The sequence below is a fragment of the Calothrix sp. PCC 7507 genome, from assembly GCF_000316575.1.
Lineage (GTDB): Bacteria > Cyanobacteriota > Cyanobacteriia > Cyanobacteriales > Nostocaceae > Fortiea.
This window is the reverse complement of record NC_019682.1, coordinates 571,471-589,437: the sequence shown is the minus strand read 5'-3', so window position 1 is coordinate 589,437 and position 17,967 is coordinate 571,471. Positions and strand designations below refer to the sequence as shown.

Here is a 17,967-nt window from a genome sequence, read left to right as displayed (position 1 = left end):
CGCTCTTAACGGTACTTTTTTTATGAAACTCTTCTCCAGAAGAACATCCCAATATGCTCGGATAGCGCGGGTGGCGATTATTGAGCTAGATTTAGTTGACCGAGTGGAACTGCAAGAAGTCACAATACGCGATCGCCATAGCGAAATACTCAATTACAATCCCGCAGGGAAGGTGCCAACCCTCGCTACTGATGATGGATTCATCTTGAGTGAAACACCGATTATTGTTCATTATCTAAATCGCTTAAAACCTGAAGTCAAACTTGTCGCTGACTACACTGACGAATTTTCTTTGCATCTTGAGGGCATCACAACCGCATTCATAGATGGTATAAGTACTTGGACAAGGGAGCGAAGATTTCGCTCCGAGAGTGAGCAGTCACCAGGGATAATCGAATTGGAAAGATCGCGTGCTTTGAGAATCTTGGACTACTTTGAGAAGATTGCAGATAAACTCGACCAAACTCCTAAGCTGGCTCATATCACCCTCGCCTCTGCACTAGGATTGGAGATTCGTCTCCCTGAATTGCAATGGCGACCAAGCTACCCGAAACTAGCTCAATGGTATGATCAATTCTCGGAGCGACCATCCTTGCAAGCAACAACACCAGAGTCATAAAAACCAGCGTTTTGCAGAGTTTAATTGTCGTCTGGATAGTTATTTGAAATCAATAGTGCGATCGCCGATGCATCCAAACCTGTGACAGTCGCTATCTGTTCAACTGTCATCCCAGTATCCAGTAAGTTGCGTGCTGTTTGTAATAATTGCGACTCTGCTCTGTCGGCGCGTTGGCGTTCTTGTTCGGCGCGTTGGTGTTCTTGTTCTTCAGGCGTTGGTAGTAATTCTCCCTCTAGAGTTGCCCAGCGTAACCAAGTTGCATCAATCCCCTTATAATTTCCTTGCCAGCGTTGCAAGGCTAACCCTAGAGATTCACTCACTAATTGATTGCGATCGCTAGCAACTAGAGGTTGATAAACTCTTTGTTGAAGAGAAAAACCTGCCCAATCATCTGGGTTAAAAGGGTCATACCAGAAATATTCTGGTACACGCATTTGATTTTGATAAATCAGCTTTTTCTCGTTTTTGTCTGCAGCAGCTGTACTTGCGGAAAGCAATTCAATCACGACATCGGGTGCTTTTCCTTCTTCCCAAACAACCCAACTTTTGCGTTCACCTTGAGGGACACCCAACACAAAAAAAAAGTCTGGCCCTCTAAAGTCTTGGTTTCGCAACTGCGCCAGACTGTAGTAAACAAACATATTACCGCCAACAAACCCATCTTCTCGGTGTGACAACCAAGGAATTAAGCCATCTATCAGCAAGTCCATCTGGACTTTGTGCCGTGCGCTTTCCATTGGGACACCATCGTCATAGGGCAGTTCTGCTTGGGTGGGTGGAATTTCACTTAGGGATATGGGTAAGGTGGTTTCTGTCATGGCTGTTCACCAGTGAGGTAGCCTACAGCAAATATATATATGATAAACTCTCTGGGGGACTGTGCTTGCAAGTGACGAACTCAGAGTCTGAAAAACTCAAACTTCGTCTAGTCTGTCCGGCAATTCAGCAATAACATCAACCTTTTTAGCATTTTGGGCATCCTGACGGTTCTTCTATCCTCCTTTGTTTTGACTTTTCACAACGTGACTGTGCGAGTTTTGTTTTCAGAACATCTCGTGCTGGGTTTATTTGTACTTGGTGGATACGTCAAAACGGATTTGCAGAATTCATTTTTACTGATGTTTATGCGAATGCTGCTTGTGGTTCCACTCATGGCCTCTCTAGCATTCAAGCTATATCCATCGGCTGGTAAAGAATTTCAAGAGTTATTCAAACGCGATCGCTTGGATGTGCTAACCCAAGCGCTTGGTTGTGGGGTATTGATGTTTGTGTATATTGCCTCACTCTACATTGCCATTGGCTTGATTCCCACAGGAATTGCAATGACTTTGTTTTTCACCTATCCGGTGTTCACAGCGCTACTGGCTTGGAGGTTTTTTGGACAACACCCTACGCCCTTCCGTTGGCTAGTGATGGGTATTATTATGGTTGGCTGTGTGTTGACAATTCCTCAATCTTCTGTTGGTGACAACACTCATGTTATAGCGATCGGCATTTTCGCCAGCGTTGGTTCTGGGATAGTTTACGCCTTCTATAACGTCCTAGCCCAACAATGTTTGACAAAATTCCATCCAGTTCCCTTTACTTGGATTAGTTTCGCCTCCACCCTCTTTTTATCTGGCGTTAGCTTACTGTTCTTTCCGCCTGCTAGTACCCAACTTGATTGGACGCCTCTGTGGATAGGTAGTATTTTTTCGGGTGTAGTCAGTTTTATTGGACACACTTTAAATAATTTGGGTATTCGGATGATTGGTGCTACAAAAGCTTCAATCATCGGTTCTAGTAGTCCGGCTTTGACGGCACTGGTAGCATGGGCAACAATTAGCGAAACTTTAAATGTGATTCAGAGTGTCGGGATTTGTGTAGTGACGTTGGGGATTGCGTTGTTAAGTGGAGAAGGTTTTTTGCGTAGGCGTAGTCTGTTGTAGATATGGCTTAAATTTAGCTGTTTTTAGCGCAGAGGGTCGCGGAGGTAAGCGCAAAGGGGCGCTGAGGTTTGCCAAATTTAATTCGCTATTCCAAAGTTACAGCTTTTTAATAATATGCTTGCTTCTACTATCCTGTTTGATTTAGATGGGACTTTAAGCGATCCTAAGTCGGGGATTACTGGTTGTATTCGGTATGCGTTGGCTGAACTGGGTTATGAAGTACCGGATGCTGATGAATTGCATTGGTGTATTGGCCCTCCAATTAAAGATAGTTTTTCTTGGTTGCTGAAGACATCAGATGAAACGCTGCTAGAACAAGCAATTTTACTTTATCGCCGTCGGTTTTCCACGGTTGGATTATTTGAAAATTCTCTTTATCCTCAGATTCCAGAGATATTAAAAGCTATTCGGTTTGCTGGTTATAAGACTTTTGTGGCAACTTCCAAACCACAGATTTATGCTACACAAATTATTGAATATTTTGGCTTATCGTTGCTTTTCGATGGTGTTTATGGTAGCGAGATTGATGGAACTCGAAGCATAAAAGGTGACTTGATTCACCATATTTTGTTAACAGAAAATCTCTCAGCTTCTAGTGTGGTGATGGTAGGCGATCGCAAATACGATATCATCGGAGCCAAGCTTCACAATGTTACTACAATTGGTGTCACCTATGGCTACGGAACTAAGGAGGAATTGCAGGCTCACGGCGCGGATTTGATTGCTAATTCTCCAGATGAGATTTCTAAATTGATCATTCATAATCTATAACGGGCTTGGTGTGAATGGAATACATACAAGGACGGGGAAACCCCGCCCCTACGGAATAATGTTGCCAAATTTAACTTTTGTCCATAGTTTACTTCTGTTCGCTACCGCTTTTATTGCAGGTGGACTGAATGCTGTAGCGGGTGGTGGGAGTTTCATCACATTTCCTACTCTCATTTTTACGGGTGTACCGCCGATCGCTGCTAATGCTACAAATAATACTGCACTCTGGACGGCTGCCATAGCAAGTGCTGGAGCGTATCGTCAAGATTTAGGTATTGAAAGACGAGATTTTATAGTTTTATGCAGTGTCAGTTTAGTGGGTGGTGTAATTGGTTCCGTAGCTTTGCTCTACACCTCGCCAGATATGTTTAAAAAGCTGACTCCCTATCTCTTGCTGCTAGCAACCGTGGTGTTTACCTTTGGCGAACCTTTCAAAAAGTGGTTACAACGTCAAAGTCAGAATACATCACCTGAATCTGTACCACTATTTAATTTGGCGCTAGCGCAATTAGCGATCGCCATTTACGGTGGTTTCTTTGGCGCAGGTTTGGGAATTCTCATGTTGGCAACTCTTACCTTTTTAGGCATCAAAAGTATTCACACCATGAATGCTTTTAAAGCGTTTTTAGGAAGTTGTGTTAATGGTATTGCGATTATTCCATTTATTTTTGCGGGTGTAATTGCTTGGCACCAGGCGATTTTAATGGCAGTGGGTGGTTCCCTTGGTGGTTATTTAAGTGCCCATTATGCACGAAAACTTGAACCGCATTTAATTAGGAAATTCGTCATCATCGTGGCTTTCAGTATGACTATTTACTTTTTCGTTCAAGGTAATAGATGACTTTAATTTGTTTTAACTCAAATCTTTATCAACAGTGAACTGTTCACTGATTTCACGGCTGTTGAATCGGTAAAAGGATAGGAAACAGTGGATAATCAGCTATATACCGACCAGGTAAAAACCATGATTGCAATCAATGACCCTGCTGTTGTAGCTGAAGTGACTGCTTTGTATCTCAAGTATGAAGAAGCTTTAATTAATAACAATTTAGAGGTGATGGATAGTTTATTTTGGGATGCACCAGAAGTAGTGCGCTTTGGTTTAGCAGAAAACCTTTATGGTATTGAAGAGATTCGCAACTTTCGCGCCTCTCGACCAAACCCAAAAATTGAGCGAGAAATCTCGAATCTTAAAGTTGTGGCTTTTGGCAAAGATGCCGCAACTGTGACTTTAGAGTTTTGTCGGACTATCGGTGGTGTCAAACTTTTCGGACGACAAAGCCAGACTTGGTACAGATTTTCGGATGGATGGAAGATTGTTTCTGCACATGTTTCTTTATTACCACTATAAATTTTATAACTATGACTAGCATTACTGAAATTGCTCCGGATATTTATCGCATCTCCACTTATGAACCAAAGATAGACATGCAATTCATCCAATTTTTGGTACAGGATGAAGAACCATTATTATTTCATACTGGTCTAAAGGGGATGTTTCCATTGGTACGTGATGCAGTAGCCAAGATTATTAACCCATCACAAATTCGCTGGATTAGCTTTAGCCATTTTGAAGCGGATGAGTGCGGTTCTCTCAATGAGTGGCTGACCATTGCACCCAATGCTCAAACAGTTTGTAGTCCCATCGCAGCTTTTGTCAGTGTAGACGACTTTGCCATTCGTCCCTCTAGGAGTTTGCAACATACTGAAGTGTTAAACACAGGTAAATATAGTTTTCAGTTTCAACATACTCCACAAGTTCCTCACGGTTGGGACGCAGGATTATTGTTTGAAACTACTCATAAGACACTGTTTTCCTCAGACCTGTTTCACCAGTTTGGAGATGTGGAAGCAATAACGGAGTCTGATGTCATTAAAGAATGCAGTAATTTTAGCAACACGAATTAAATCAGTTAACTAAATTGCCATGACTACAAATTTAATTCTAGTTAGACATTAACTTCCGTAAAAAATAGATAGTTTTAGGACTTACACAACTGGCACAGAATTTAATCATGTAGAGTGGGCATTGCCCACCCTACAAGTTTTTCAATAATATTTGTATTTGCCAATCAACCTAATCAACAAAGGAGAAAAATATGACTTCGACAATTTCATTTGATCGTGTGTCTGATGTTTATGATGCCACACGAGGATTACCCCCAGGAGTCTCTGAACAAGTGACTGATTCTATCCTCAATATAGTTTCGCCTGCACCAGATACTAAGTTCTTTGAAATCGGTGTTGGTACTGGTAGAATTGCTGTCCCAATTGCGAAAAGAGGCTATTCCTACACAGGTATAGATATCTCGGAAAAGATGTTGGCTGAGTTGCACCGCAAGCTAGAAGGTATTACCCATCAACTAACTGCTATCCAAGGAGATGCTACTGCTTTACCTTTTGCTGACAACGCCTTCGATGTGGGTTTAACTGTGCATGTATTCCACTTAGTTTCTGCTTGGAAGCAAGCCCTGGCAGAAATTCGCCGTGTCCTCAAACCCGGTAGTCCTTATCTATATACTCATGGCACTATTGATTCCACTCAAGCAAATCCAGATAGCAATAGTGGTAGACTGACTTTTCAACAATGTTGGGAAGAAATCATTGCTGGCTATAGTTATCCTTTACCTCGTTACGGTGCAACAGAAGAGGAAGTTTTAACAGAACTACGCGCCCAAGGTGCAAGTTTAGAAACAGTAATTGCTGCTGAATGGAGGTCTGAATTAACTGTTAACAAATTACTAGAACACTATCAAAACAGAGTCTATCGTCATAGTTGGCATCTCTCTGATGATGTCTTTGCCAAAGCGTTTAATGATTTACGCGAGTGGGCTTTACAACACTACGGTTCTCTAGACCACGACTTATCTAGTGAAACCAAATTTAAGATTGTTGTGGTTCGGAATTGGGCTTAACAGTTATCAGTGAACAGTTATCAGTTATCAGCTTAAAACACTCATAACTGTTCACTGATGTAATCCTCTCTTAGTCTCCAGTCTCTAATAAATTACTCAATGCTTGCACTAAGGTGTGATTTTGCTCATCAGTACCAACAGTGATGCGTAATTTATCTTCTAGTTCTGGTTGCTTAAAGTAGCGGATTAATATTTTCTGTTCTTTGAGTTTTTGATAGAGGTATTCAGCGTTTCTTTGGGGTGGTTGCACTAGTAAAAAGTTGGTTTGAGAATCCCAAACACGAAAACCTAATTTTTTTAAGTCTGTTGCTAGCTGTGTTCGTGATGCTTTAATCTTGTCCACACAAGCATTTTTATAAGCTTGATCGGTAATGGCAGCTGCTCCAACTGCACAAGCGATCGCATCAATGTTATAGCTATCTTTGACTTTAAACAATCCCTGTAACAATTTGGGATTCGCCACCCCAAAACCCAAGCGCAGTCCAGCTAATGAGTATCCCTTAGACAGTGTGCGAATGGCGATAATGTTCTCGAATTCCTCAACTAAAGCCAATGCATTTTCTTGGGCAAAGTCTGTGTATGCTTCATCAATCACTAAAACCCCAGATAACTGACTGGCTAATTTCCGCAAGTCATTGATTGATACCACATGCCCCGATGGACTATTGGGAGATGCAATAAATGTCACACAACCATCGGCAGCAATTAGTTCTTCTAGAGGAAAACTGTAATCCTCATGATAGGGAATCTCTGTAATATCCGCAGCTTGTGCCTCAGTTAAGGTGCGATATAGCACGTATGTTGGCATCGGGTAAACTACCTTTCGCCCAGGTTCTGCACAGGCGCGAATCACCACATTCAATAGTTCGTCACTACCATTTCCCACAATGATCCAATCATGAGGAACTCCTAAAACTTGACTCGCGGCTTGTCGGAATTCTTCCCCGAATGGTTCTGGATATCGCCGCAACCTCTCACCATCAATATTTTGCAGCACAGCTAGGGCTACAGGTGAAGGAGGATAGGGGTTTTCGTTGCTGTTAAGTTTGATAATCTGTGTACCGCGTGGCGGCTGTTCACCAGGAACATAACTAGCCATTGCGTCAACATGAGAACGGAAGTAGTTATTCATAGGGAACAGTTATCAGTTATCAGTTATCAGTTATCAGTTATCAGTTATCAGTTATTGAGTGGGTAGGGCATTGCCTAGGTTGTTGACTTTGTGGGAATTTCCGTGTTTTTATTCTACGCAATTTGTGTATTGTGGTTTGGTTCTCTGGGCTGCCCCCTGCCTCATCTTCAAGAGCGATCGCATACATGAAAAGATGACACGGCAAGTATTCAAGGTGAGGGTTAAGAGAGTGCGATCGCTCACAGCATCTCTGGTGGTTATGGGGGATATCGCAGCATCAGCGTGTCGTAAACATTATTTGAATTGGGTTAATATCTAAACTGATTCCACAAAGGCACAACCAAAGCGATATCCCTTACCATAAACAGTGTGAATCAGTGCGGATTCTTTACCTACCTCAATCTTACGTCGCAGCAAGCGAATTAAAGCTGCAATCACATTACTACTCGGTTGTTCCTCATCAGACCACAGATATTGCATAATCTGGGCATGAGTCAGCAGTTGTCCAGTATGTTCCATAAAGTATTGCAGCAACTGGCTTTCTTTTTGCGAGAGTTCAATTACTCGCCCTTGACGATAGGCTATTTGGTTTTCACCATCAAGTTCCAAATCAGCTACAGTCAGGTGTCCTGTAGAATTAGTGTAAGATTCAACGCCAGAACGACGCAACAAGGCGCGGACTCTTGCTAATAACTCCCTCAGTTCAAAAGGTTTTATTAAATAATCATCCGCACCAGCATCTAAACCTTGAACTCGGTCATCTAGAGTATCTTTAGCAGTGAGAAACAGCACGGGAGTAGTTTTACCTTGGCGGCGAACTTCTTGACAAATCTCCAACCCGGTTTTTCCTGGTAGCATCCAATCTAAAATTAATAAATCATAACTGCCTAATTGTGCCAAATGACTACCACTAGTTCCTTCGTAAGCCGCATCAACGCTATAACCTTCACGGTTTAACACGCGACTTAAGGGATCAGTTAATTCAATTTCGTCATCAACTAATAAAATTTTCATGGTGCATTTCGCTCTCTTGAGCATCAAGTCCTTGCCAAGTTTCTTTGCCCAATCCTTCTATTTGAATGGATTAATAATTCCTAGCCCGTCAATGTTTGAGTAGCCAAAATCTTCCGTATACAACGTTTGCACGTTTGCTTCTAAGCAAGCAGCTAAGTATCTATGCAGAATTATTTAGACATTTTTCAACTCGACTGAAATCGCTGTATCCCATTACTATTGCCTATTGCCTATTGCCTCTCTCAACTAGATAATTTATTTTGCACAACTACCAAAAATTTTACCTGACCACTTGAGCTTTGTGATTCTGGTCAGCATATAGAGATATTCTCAATAATGAACTGCCTAGGATATCAAGAACGAGAATGTTGACTGTTGCATTGCCAAAAGGGGAACTACTCAAAAATAGCATCCGTTTGCTGCAATCTGTAGGACTAGATTTTAGTGCTTTTTTAGATGCAACGAATCGCCAACTGCAAATTACTGATGCTAGCGGACAGGCGAAAGGGTTGCTGGTAAGGGGTCAGGATGTGCCTGTTTATGTAGAATATGGTCAGGCACAACTGGGTATTATTGGTTATGATGTGCTGCGGGAAAAACAACCGCAAGTCGCCCAGTTAGTTGATTTACATTTTGGCGGTTGTCGCATGTCTGTGGCGGTAAAAGCTGCCAGTACTTACAAATCACCTCTGGATTTACCGCCTAATGGCAGGGTTGCTTCTAAGTATGTCAATTGTGCCCGTGAATATTTCCAAAATCTAGATTTACAGGTGGAAATAGTGCCGTTGTATGGTTCGGTGGAACTAGGCCCAATTACAGGGATGTCGGAAGCGATCGTTGATTTAGTTTCCACTGGGCGGACATTGCAAGAAAATGGTTTGGTTGAGATTGATGTTTTGTATCACAGCACGGCGCGATTAATTGCCCATCCGTTGAGTTATCGCCTGAATACAGGTAATTTGCATAGATTGGTAGAGGATGTGCGATCGCATATTTTATCTTCAGCAGGCAATAGATAATAGGTAATTTCGCCTGACTTTGCCCAGTCCGGCTTAAAACCTGACTGGGCTGGCTATTTCTTCCCCTATTGCCTATTGCCTTTCTTATAAAACCTGCTGCAGCGCCGCTAGGAGTTCATCCACACTTTCTTTACGGCTATTAAAGCCCATCAGCCCTACGCGCCACACCTTACCAGCAAGTTCTCCCAGACCACCGCCAATCTCAATATTATGTTCATTGAGTAGCTGTCGAGCGATCGCTTTGCCATCTACTCCTTCAGGAATACAGACTGTGGTAAGCGTTGGTAGGCGGAACTCTTTCTCAACATGCAGAGCTAACCCCATGTCTTCCAAGCCTTGCCAGAGGTACTCAACATTCTTTTGATGACGTTGCCAACAGGTTGCTAATCCCTCCTCTGCCACTAAACGCAATGCTTCCCGCAGGGCATAATAAAGGTTAATGGGTGCTGTATGATGATAGATGCGTTCTGCACCCCAATACTTACCCAACAAGGTCATATCTAAATACCAGTTAGCCACCTTCGTGCGGCGCTGCTGCAGTTTTTCAATGGCGCGGGGGCTAATTGTGAAAGGTGAAGCCCCAGGTGGGCAACCCAGACCTTTTTGGCTACAGCTATAAGCTAAATCTACTCCCCAGTTGTCTAAGAAGATGGGGACACCGCCCAAACTTGTAACTGTATCCACTAGCAACAGAGTCCCAAATTCCCGGCATAGCTCACCAACTCCTTCTAAAGGTTGACGTGCGCCTGTAGAGGTTTCAGCATGAACTAAAGCCAAAATTGTGGGACGATGAGTGGCGATCGCAGTACGGAGTTCATCCAGGTTGAAGACTTGTCCCCAAGGTTTGGTAATAGTTCTCACATCAGCACCATAGCGCCCAGCCATATCAACGAGGCGATTGCCAAAATATCCCGCTACACCAATGAGAACCACATCACCAGGTTCTGTGATATTAGCAATTGTGGCTTCCATAGCGGCGCTTCCCGTACCGCTGACTGCAATGGTTAGGGGGTTTTCTGTTTGCCATACATAGCGCAACAGGGATTGAATCTCATCCATGAGTGCCAGAAAAGCCGGATCTAGATGTCCAACTGGCGAGGTATTCATTGCTTGCAGCACTGCGGGATGGGCATTGGAAGGCCCCGGTCCCAATAATAAACGAGATGGTACTTCTAAAGGTGTAAGTTTTAATAACTGACTATTGTTAATTGAGAGAGTTTGCGTCATCATCTTTTCTCAGGTAGATGGTACTAATCGCATCATAGAGCGATCTCATCACCATGTTTTAATGAGTTAGTAAATTTTCAAACACCCTGAGCGAAACCATAATATAAATAGTTAACTTAAATCTACCAACTAAAGAATTATGGTTTTTGCAGGTAAACGACCACATAATTTGGGTGTTTGTGACGGGAAACTAGCAGCTTGTCCAAATTCCCCCAACTGCGTTTCCAGTCAGAGTGCAGATCCAGTCCACCAAATTGCACCACTTACTTACACATCTACCCCAGAAGATGCGATCGCTGCTCTTAAAAGCATTATTCAATCTTTACCCAGAACAAAGATAATTACCGAAAATCCTGATTATTTGTATGTAGAATTCAAAAGTGCTTTACTGGGATTTGTCGATGATGTAGAATTTTATCTAGATCGGAACACTAATGTAATTCAAGTGCGCTCCGCTTCGCGTTTGGGGCAAGGCGATTTAGGTGTTAATCGTCAACGAATAGAAACGATTAGAGCGCGAATTATGTAAGTTTAAATAACCAAATATAGCATTTCTCAACAAGCGTGAGATACATCGGTAAGGGCATGGCAGTGCCATGCCCCTACACAGCGTGATATATTTTTGTACTTCATTTGAATGGGAATCGCTATAAAAGGTGCTGAGTACTTTTTCTTCACTAGGACTCAGCACTCAGGACTTAGCACTTTGCTATAAGTGTAGTCCCGATAAACAATCATCACCCACCTAGCTCAAACTATTACCTAAGACAACTGGTTGGCGAAAATGCCCATTTTGAGCAAATTTCTCTTGCAGAATTTGTTGATAAACAGCTTCATATCCATCTGTCATTTGTTGAACACCAAACCGATTTTTCACATATTGGTGGCAGACATAGCGATCTAAATCTTTTACCTTGTGAATGGCATTGACACACTCTTGAATGTTGTTACACAAAAAACCCGTTTTTTCGTGAGCAATTACTTCTAGAGTAGACCCCAAACTCATAGCAATCACGGGCGTACCTGCGGCCATAGATTCAACCATTACTAACCCAAATGGTTCCCGCCAAGTGATGGGGAATAGGGTTGCTACTGCGCCTCCCATCAAAGCATTTTTTTGAGCATGGTTTGCTTCACCTAAATACTCAATTTGCTCACCATCGATATGCGGCTTAATTTCTCGCTCATAGTATTCTACATCAACAACATCTACCTTCCCTGCCATTTTCAGCCGCCAACCAGCTTCTTTGGCTATGGCGATCGCTAAATGCGTTCCCTTCTCTGGTGATATCCGACCTAAAAATGCCAAGTATGGTGGATCATCAGGTTGAGCATGAAACTTATAACTGCTAATATCAATGCCGTTATAAACTGTTGCTACATAATTTAGCCCTAATCTTGGTTCCCGTTGTGCGTTAGAAATACTAACATATGGTCTATTTCTGGCGTATTTAAAGATTTTTTCGTTGTCTGGAGTGAAAATTCCATGCAACGTGTGAATTGTTGGTGTTTGCACCAGATTTGCGTAGGCAAGTGTCCCATATCCCACATGGGAGTGGATAATATCAAACTTTTCTGCGTGTTCATAAACCAATGCTAGTTGCAGCGTTTCATAAATACTATACTCTTTCACATGAGGATCGAGTCTTAAAGCCCGTGGATGGGCTGAAACTAGCGTTGCCTGACTAATAGAATCTCCCGATGCAAATAGGGTGACTTCATGTCCGCGTCGAACAAGTTCATCGGTTAGCAACCCCACTACTAACTCTATACCTCCATAAGCTGGAGGTGGAACTCTTTCCCATAGTGGGGCTACTTGAGCAATTCTCATCATCAACCTCCTAAAAAATAAGCCTGGTATTAGAGATTTCTACTTAATCTTTAATAACTGATGCCCAGCAATTTACTACTGTCGGGGAAACTCTCTTGAAATACCAACTGTATTAATATTTGCTTTAAAATTTTATGTCCTTACTTTAATCTTTTCTGTCTATCTTTATAGGGAAGTTATCCTCATCTGAAGAGGTAAATTTCCTGCTCATCAATTAAACTTTATGTGCATTCCTGTAAGTAGGTGGGCGTAAATAATTATCGTTGGGATAAAGGAGGAGACAGAAGCCAGAATACAGGAGGAAAGAGGGTTTTAGCTTTGTTTACTTTTCTTCATATAGTTTGGTTTTATTGTGCCAACTTACTTATCTCTAAATTGAGGGAATTAGGCATTGGGCATGGATTATTTGTCTCTCTCAGTCAGCAGTCAACAGTTAACAGTTAACCATCAACAGTCTCTCTATTGACGTTTGGATATAAATATGCTATTTTGTATTTTCCCCAAAGCATGACTCAAACAAAATACTCATCGTGAATATTTCTCCGTCTCGAAAAAAACCGCGTGTCATCTGGCAGGCGGTTTTCTCAGTAATTGTGTTTATATTTATGTATTTACCTATACTTGTACTGGCTTTTTATAGTTTCAACCAGTCACCTTACAGTGCGACTTGGCAAGGATTCACTCTTGACTGGTATCGCAAACTATTCACTGACGATCGCATTTTATCGGCGTTGACAAACAGTTTGATTGTGGCATTTTGTGCTACAGCCATTTCATCTGTGCTGGGAACCTTAATGGCTGTGGGATTAGCGCGTTATCAGTTTTTTGGTAAGAATTTGTATCGTGGTATTTCTTACTTACCATTGATTATTCCCGATATTGCGATCGCTGTAGCTACCCTAGTTTTTTTGGCAGCTTTTGCAATCCCTTTAAGTTTGTGGACAATTGTTGCAGCTCATGTAGTGTTTTGTCTAGCTTATGTTGGACTTGTAGTTGGTGCAAGACTAACCAATTTAGATCCTCACTTAGAAGAAGCTGCACTTGATTTAGGCGCTACACCAGTACAAGCATTCATCCAAGTTTTGCTACCGCAGTTAATGCCTGGGATTTTAGCTGGTTGTATGTTAGCTTTTATCCTCAGCTTAGATGATTTTCTGATTGCCAGTTTCACCGCTGGTAGTGGTTCTAACACCCTACCAATGGAAATTTTTAGTCGTATTAGAACAGGAGTTAAACCTGATATTAATGCTCTGAGTGTAATTTTAATTTTAGTATCTGCGATCGCTGCTTTAGTAGCAGAATTAATTCGTGCTTCTGGAGAGAAAAAGTGAAGGTCGATAACCTGTATTTGGCAATACTAAAAGCACACGCTTGACAAACTAAATGACTTAGTCGTATTATTCTTTTCGTAATGTAAATAAACCCACTCATATCTATTCATTAATTTAAAAAGTACATGAAATCTCACAAAAAATAAACAAAATCCCTGTAAATAATACTCTTAATTTAGGTATTTATGCAGGCTGAATGATTTAAACGATTATTTGTTTTCAATCTGATAATATTGGGGCTAACTTGGGACAAGATGCTATTTTCCCCTCATTATGCAAATCTGCCAAAATCCCAATTGCTCAAATCCATTCAATCATGACAGCAATAGATTTTGCGTAAGTTGCGGCCAAAGCAACTTTGGCAAACTTCTCAGAAATCGCTATCGCGTATTAAGGCTACTAGGTGAAGGTGGATTTAGCAGAACTTATGCTGCTGAAGATGCTGATAGATTAGATGCACCTTGCGTCATCAAGCAATTTTTTCCTCAAGTTCAAGGAACAGGACAACGCACCAAAGCCGCTGAATTCTTCAAAGAAGAGGCTTTTCGCTTGTATGAACTAGGAGAAAATCATACCCAAATTCCTAGATTACTAGCTTACTTTGAACAAGGTTCAAGCTTGTATCTTGTACAAGAATTTATTCAAGGTAAAACTCTTTTGCAAGAAGTACAGCAAAGACCCTTTGACGAAGCACAAATTCGGCAACTTTTAGCTGATTTATTACCAGTTATTGACTTCATCCACTCCCTGAATGTGATTCATCGGGATATTAAACCAGAAAATATCATTCGTCGTGAGAGTGATGGTAAACCCGTATTAATTGATTTTGGCGGTGCTAAACAGGTTACACAAACAAGCATGGCTAGACAAGCTACGGTAATTTATACCATTGGTTATGCCCCAACTGAACAAATGGCTGGATTTGCTTGTCACGCCAGTGATTTATATGCTTTGGGTGTAACTTGTGTGCGCCTGCTAACACAATGTTTACCCTTACAAAATGCTGATGGACAGATTCACGATCGCCTGTATGATGCCATGAATGCTAAATGGTTGTGGCAAGAACTTTTACAAGAAAATGGCATCATCGTCAGCGATGATTTAGGAAAAGTTCTCAATAAGTTGCTCAAACATTTGCCCAAAGATAGGTATCAATCAGCCACAGAAGTTTTCAATGACTTGAAGTCTACAACAACATCTGCTTTAGAAGCAGAAATTTTGGCTATTACGCAACTGATATTACCATCCATACCAGAAAAAATTATTCCGCCACTGCCTCCCTTACAAACTTTTAGTTTTGATGTCGTCACGGTAGATACAGCTGGTAGAGAGGTGAATCGCGATCGCCGGAGTGCTGAATTTTTTGCCGAAGAATTGAGCAAGTCCATCACACTAGAAATGGTGTCGATTCCTGGCGATACTTATATGATGGGTTCACCACCTTTTGAAGGCGATGCTGACGAACGTCCTCAACACAAAGTTACAGTTGAACCCTTTTTTATGGGTAAGTTTCCTGTAACTCAAGCACAGTGGCGTGCTGTAGCAGCTTTACCTAAAGTCAAACAATCTTTAAATCCCAATCCATCAAAATATAAAGGTGCAAATCGACCCGTAGAAAATGTATCTTGGCATGAAGCTGTGGAATTTTGTGCCAGAGTGGCGGAAAAAACTGGACGAGACTATCGTTTACCCAGTGAGGCGGAATGGGAATATGCTTGTCGCGCTGGAACTACTACATCATTCCATTTTGGCGAAGTGATTACCCCGGATTTAGTATGCTGTAGTGATAATGATAACTATTCTGTAGAAGCCAGAACTAGATATCGCAAAGAAACCACACATGTCGGCAGTTTTGATGTGGCAAATGCCTTTGGCTTGTATGATATGCACGGGCTAGTTTGGGAATGGTGTGCTGATTCTTGGCACAATAATTATCATGATGCACCTACAGATAGCAAAGTTTGGGAAATTGGCGGTGATTTTAATCGCCGGGTATTGCGTGGTGGTTCTTGGAGTTTCAGTGCAGAACTTTGTCGCAGCGCCAGTCGTAGCTGGAATGAGTCTGATGGTGGGTTGAGGATATGTGGCTTTCGGGTTGTGTTCTGTGCGCCACGAACTATTTAAGAGATTTTTGAGAATCTATCGAACTCACGTTAGAAGATTGGTGTATTCTAATATTTAACTCATTTTTTTAATAAAAAAAATATTGAATTTTATCTTAATTAAGAAATATGTTTATTTCAAAGATGTAATTTGGAAATTTTTAGATATCAACTCAGCCTAGCTAAATAATTTTTTCCTGACTTTATCTAAAATCCCATTCATATGATGAAATGATTTTCACAGATTGGTTTGTCCCTATAAACTCAAATAGTTCCTGGCAAAAACAAACTTATTGTCATGTTCGATCACTGTCTTCGCAAGCTAATAGTATCCTGGTTGACGCTGAATTTTTTTGTGTGGGTCGGTAGTGGATCTAAGACAGCGATCGCACAGACTATCCTCCCGCCACCCCAGGATGTGCAGCCACCATCGCCTTCCCCCCTTCCCTCACCTCAACCACCCCAGCTACTTCCCCCACCAGCTGATTTATTCCCATCTCCTAACCCAAATTCCCTACCTGAATTGCCACTCCCTGACAAACTTCCGCAAACTATCACGGTGGACAGGTTTGAAATTATTGGTAGCACAGCATTTAGTCCCGAAGAGTTAGCTCAAGCCACAGCAGATTTTACCAACAAACCGATTTCCTTGGCGGAACTATTTCAGGCTCGGTCTAAAATTACTGATTTATACCTTCAAAAAGGCTATATTACTTCTGGTGCTTATCTCCCACCGCAAACAATCCAATCTGGTGTGATCAAAATTCAGGTGGTGGAAGGGAAATTAGAAGATATTCAGGTGACAGGCACTAAAAGATTAAACTCTAATTATGTCCGCAGCCGTTTAGCGATCGCCACATCACCACCCCTAAATCGAGAGCGGTTGTTAGAAGCACTACAATTACTACAGCTGAATCCGTTAATTCAAACTCTCTCTGCAGAACTCGCTACCGGATCTCGTCCGGGTTCCAGCGTACTACAAATCCAGATTAAGGAAGAAAAAACCTTTAGCACTCAACTAGCTCTAGATAACGGGCGATCGCCTAGTGTCGGCACAATCCGCCGGCGCTTACAATTGAGTGAAGCTAATTTGTTGGGACTAGGAGATGGTTTGAGTCTAGCTTACACCAATACAGATGGTAGTAATGTGTTTGATGCTAGCTATACTTTGCCTTTAAATCCTCATAATGGTACGCTCTCTTTCAACTTGGGCACAGCGTCAAGTAAAGTTATCGAAGATCCCTTTAGTGTTCTCGATATTCAATCGGCTTCTCATTATTATGAACTGACATTCCGTCAACCCCTACTGCAAACTCCCACACAAGAAATTGCTGTTGGTTTGACAGCGGCTCATCGAGTCAGTGAAGCTAGTTATATCGAAGGCGATCGCATACCTTTCCCTTCATTAGGCGCTGATGGAGATGGAAGGACAAGCATCTCTGCGTTACGATTTTTTCAAGATTGGACAACTCGTAACACCCGTGAAGTTATTGCTTTGCGATCGCAATTCAATCTAGGTATAGGTGCGTTAAATGCGACAATTAATCAAGACCTTCCCGATAGCCGCTTCTTCTCTTGGCAAGGACAAGCACAGTGGGTGAGGCTATTAGCTCCTGATACCTTTTTGTTAATCCGTGCCAATGCACAATTGACATCTACATCACTTCTACCTTTAGAACAGTTTGGTTTAGGTGGTAATGAGAGTGTGAGAGGCTACCGTCAAGATTTGCTACTATCGGATAATGGTGCTTTTGTAAGCGCCGAAGTGCAAATACCGATTCTCCGCCTACCCCAAACCAATAGCCTATTACAAGCGATTCCCTTTATTGATTTCGGTGTTGCTTGGAATAATTCTAGTGCTAACAATCTAGACCCTAACACCTTAGCATCTATTGGTCTAGGTTTGCGCTGGACGCAGAGCGATCGCTTCACCGCTCGTCTTGACTGGGGTATTCCTTTAATCTCTGTTAGCTCTGAGCAAAAAACTTTGCAAGAAAACGGCTTATACTTTTCCATTATCTACAATCCCTTTTAAATCAGTTATCACGTTGATAACTGATAACTGATAACTGATTCTT

17 protein-coding genes are annotated in these 17,967 nt (G+C 41.9%); 12 read left to right on the top strand and 5 right to left on the bottom strand.

Going from position 1 to position 17,967, the window contains the following annotated elements; all coding sequences use genetic code 11:
* The first annotated feature begins 22 nt into the window (after positions 1-22).
* Positions 23-619, top strand: a complete 597-nt coding sequence (locus CAL7507_RS02660) for a glutathione S-transferase family protein (RefSeq protein ID WP_015126875.1) — start codon at positions 23-25, stop codon at positions 617-619.
* A 20-nt stretch (positions 620-639) separates the two neighbouring features.
* On the opposite strand, the gene CAL7507_RS02655 is transcribed toward CAL7507_RS02660, so the two are convergent.
* Positions 640-1,437, bottom strand: a complete 798-nt coding sequence (locus CAL7507_RS02655; RefSeq protein ID WP_015126874.1) for a Uma2 family endonuclease — start codon at positions 1,435-1,437, stop codon at positions 640-642.
* Positions 1,438-1,647: 210 nt separating this feature from the next.
* On the opposite strand from CAL7507_RS02655, the gene CAL7507_RS02650 reads away from it, so the two are divergent.
* From CAL7507_RS02650 to CAL7507_RS02625, 6 genes are all read left to right on the top strand, one after another.
* Complete coding sequence (locus CAL7507_RS02650) at positions 1,648-2,547, top strand: DMT family transporter (RefSeq protein ID WP_236556855.1); 900 nt, start codon at positions 1,648-1,650, stop codon at positions 2,545-2,547.
* A gap of 114 nt (positions 2,548-2,661) precedes the next feature.
* A complete protein-coding gene (locus CAL7507_RS02645) occupies positions 2,662-3,318 on the top strand; it encodes an HAD family hydrolase (protein WP_015126872.1) in 657 nt (218 codons plus the stop codon).
* A gap of 58 nt (positions 3,319-3,376) precedes the next feature.
* Positions 3,377-4,159, top strand: coding sequence for a sulfite exporter TauE/SafE family protein (locus tag CAL7507_RS02640; RefSeq protein WP_015126871.1), 783 nt, complete (start codon positions 3,377-3,379; stop codon positions 4,157-4,159).
* A gap of 87 nt (positions 4,160-4,246) precedes the next feature.
* Positions 4,247-4,669, top strand: coding sequence for an oxalurate catabolism protein HpxZ (hpxZ, locus tag CAL7507_RS02635; RefSeq protein WP_015126870.1), 423 nt, complete (start codon positions 4,247-4,249; stop codon positions 4,667-4,669).
* 11 nt (positions 4,670-4,680) lie between these two features.
* A complete protein-coding gene (locus CAL7507_RS02630) occupies positions 4,681-5,226 on the top strand; it encodes a hypothetical protein (protein WP_015126869.1) in 546 nt (181 codons plus the stop codon).
* Between the two features lie 191 nt (positions 5,227-5,417).
* On the top strand, positions 5,418-6,233 hold the full coding sequence (locus CAL7507_RS02625; protein ID WP_015126868.1) for a class I SAM-dependent methyltransferase: 816 nt from the start codon (positions 5,418-5,420) through the stop codon (positions 6,231-6,233).
* Positions 6,234-6,303: 70 nt separating this feature from the next.
* Here the strand turns inward: CAL7507_RS02625 and hisC are convergent, their stop codons facing one another.
* Positions 6,304-7,365 (bottom strand): histidinol-phosphate transaminase, encoded by a 1,062-nt coding sequence (gene hisC / locus CAL7507_RS02620; protein WP_015126867.1) that lies wholly within the window; start codon positions 7,363-7,365, stop codon positions 6,304-6,306.
* 315 nt (positions 7,366-7,680) lie between these two features.
* Positions 7,681-8,379: a two-component system response regulator RppA gene (gene rppA / locus CAL7507_RS02615; RefSeq protein WP_042341155.1), complete on the bottom strand. Its 699-nt coding sequence runs from the start codon at positions 8,377-8,379 to the stop codon at positions 7,681-7,683.
* A 365-nt stretch (positions 8,380-8,744) separates the two neighbouring features.
* Here rppA and hisG point away from each other — a divergent pair, with 365 nt between their 5' ends.
* On the top strand, positions 8,745-9,398 hold the full coding sequence (gene hisG, locus CAL7507_RS02610) for an ATP phosphoribosyltransferase (RefSeq protein WP_015126865.1): 654 nt from the start codon (positions 8,745-8,747) through the stop codon (positions 9,396-9,398).
* A gap of 84 nt (positions 9,399-9,482) precedes the next feature.
* On the opposite strand, the gene CAL7507_RS02605 is transcribed toward hisG, so the two are convergent.
* Positions 9,483-10,625: an alanine--glyoxylate aminotransferase family protein gene (locus tag CAL7507_RS02605; protein WP_015126864.1), complete on the bottom strand. Its 1,143-nt coding sequence runs from the start codon at positions 10,623-10,625 to the stop codon at positions 9,483-9,485.
* A 139-nt stretch (positions 10,626-10,764) separates the two neighbouring features.
* Here CAL7507_RS02605 and CAL7507_RS02600 point away from each other — a divergent pair, with 139 nt between their 5' ends.
* Positions 10,765-11,154: a DUF1499 domain-containing protein gene (locus CAL7507_RS02600; RefSeq protein WP_015126863.1), complete on the top strand. Its 390-nt coding sequence runs from the start codon at positions 10,765-10,767 to the stop codon at positions 11,152-11,154.
* A 216-nt stretch (positions 11,155-11,370) separates the two neighbouring features.
* Here the strand turns inward: CAL7507_RS02600 and CAL7507_RS02595 are convergent, their stop codons facing one another.
* Positions 11,371-12,456, bottom strand: coding sequence for a glycosyltransferase family 4 protein (locus CAL7507_RS02595; RefSeq protein WP_015126862.1), 1,086 nt, complete (start codon positions 12,454-12,456; stop codon positions 11,371-11,373).
* A 530-nt stretch (positions 12,457-12,986) separates the two neighbouring features.
* On the opposite strand from CAL7507_RS02595, the gene CAL7507_RS02590 reads away from it, so the two are divergent.
* From CAL7507_RS02590 to CAL7507_RS02580, 3 genes are all read left to right on the top strand, one after another.
* Positions 12,987-13,787: an ABC transporter permease gene (locus CAL7507_RS02590; RefSeq protein WP_144051181.1), complete on the top strand. Its 801-nt coding sequence runs from the start codon at positions 12,987-12,989 to the stop codon at positions 13,785-13,787.
* A gap of 273 nt (positions 13,788-14,060) precedes the next feature.
* Entirely contained in the window at positions 14,061-15,911 is a 1,851-nt protein-coding gene (locus CAL7507_RS02585; RefSeq protein WP_015126860.1) for a bifunctional serine/threonine-protein kinase/formylglycine-generating enzyme family protein, read from the top strand.
* Between the two features lie 276 nt (positions 15,912-16,187).
* Complete coding sequence (locus CAL7507_RS02580; RefSeq protein ID WP_015126859.1) at positions 16,188-17,924, top strand: ShlB/FhaC/HecB family hemolysin secretion/activation protein; 1,737 nt, start codon at positions 16,188-16,190, stop codon at positions 17,922-17,924.
* The last annotated feature ends 43 nt before the right edge of the window (positions 17,925-17,967 follow it).

What these genes read in the sequence shown, in the direction of transcription:
- CAL7507_RS02660 (WP_015126875.1), top strand. Translation starts at nt 23, where the DNA reads ATGAAACTCTTCTCCAGAAGAACATCCCAATATGCTCGGATAGCGCGG.
- CAL7507_RS02655 (WP_015126874.1), bottom strand. Translation starts at nt 1,437, where the DNA reads ATGACAGAAACCACCTTACCCATATCCCTAAGTGAAATTCCACCCACC.
- CAL7507_RS02645 (WP_015126872.1), top strand. Translation starts at nt 2,662, where the DNA reads ATGCTTGCTTCTACTATCCTGTTTGATTTAGATGGGACTTTAAGCGAT.
- CAL7507_RS02640 (WP_015126871.1), top strand. Translation starts at nt 3,377, where the DNA reads ATGTTGCCAAATTTAACTTTTGTCCATAGTTTACTTCTGTTCGCTACC.
- CAL7507_RS02630 (WP_015126869.1), top strand. Translation starts at nt 4,681, where the DNA reads ATGACTAGCATTACTGAAATTGCTCCGGATATTTATCGCATCTCCACT.
- CAL7507_RS02625 (WP_015126868.1), top strand. Translation starts at nt 5,418, where the DNA reads ATGACTTCGACAATTTCATTTGATCGTGTGTCTGATGTTTATGATGCC.
- hisC (WP_015126867.1), bottom strand. Translation starts at nt 7,365, where the DNA reads ATGAATAACTACTTCCGTTCTCATGTTGACGCAATGGCTAGTTATGTT.
- rppA (WP_042341155.1), bottom strand. Translation starts at nt 8,379, where the DNA reads ATGAAAATTTTATTAGTTGATGACGAAATTGAATTAACTGATCCCTTA.
- hisG (WP_015126865.1), top strand. Translation starts at nt 8,745, where the DNA reads ATGTTGACTGTTGCATTGCCAAAAGGGGAACTACTCAAAAATAGCATC.
- CAL7507_RS02605 (WP_015126864.1), bottom strand. Translation starts at nt 10,625, where the DNA reads ATGACGCAAACTCTCTCAATTAACAATAGTCAGTTATTAAAACTTACA.
- CAL7507_RS02600 (WP_015126863.1), top strand. Translation starts at nt 10,765, where the DNA reads ATGGTTTTTGCAGGTAAACGACCACATAATTTGGGTGTTTGTGACGGG.
- CAL7507_RS02595 (WP_015126862.1), bottom strand. Translation starts at nt 12,456, where the DNA reads ATGAGAATTGCTCAAGTAGCCCCACTATGGGAAAGAGTTCCACCTCCA.
- CAL7507_RS02585 (WP_015126860.1), top strand. Translation starts at nt 14,061, where the DNA reads ATGCAAATCTGCCAAAATCCCAATTGCTCAAATCCATTCAATCATGAC.
- CAL7507_RS02580 (WP_015126859.1), top strand. Translation starts at nt 16,188, where the DNA reads ATGTTCGATCACTGTCTTCGCAAGCTAATAGTATCCTGGTTGACGCTG.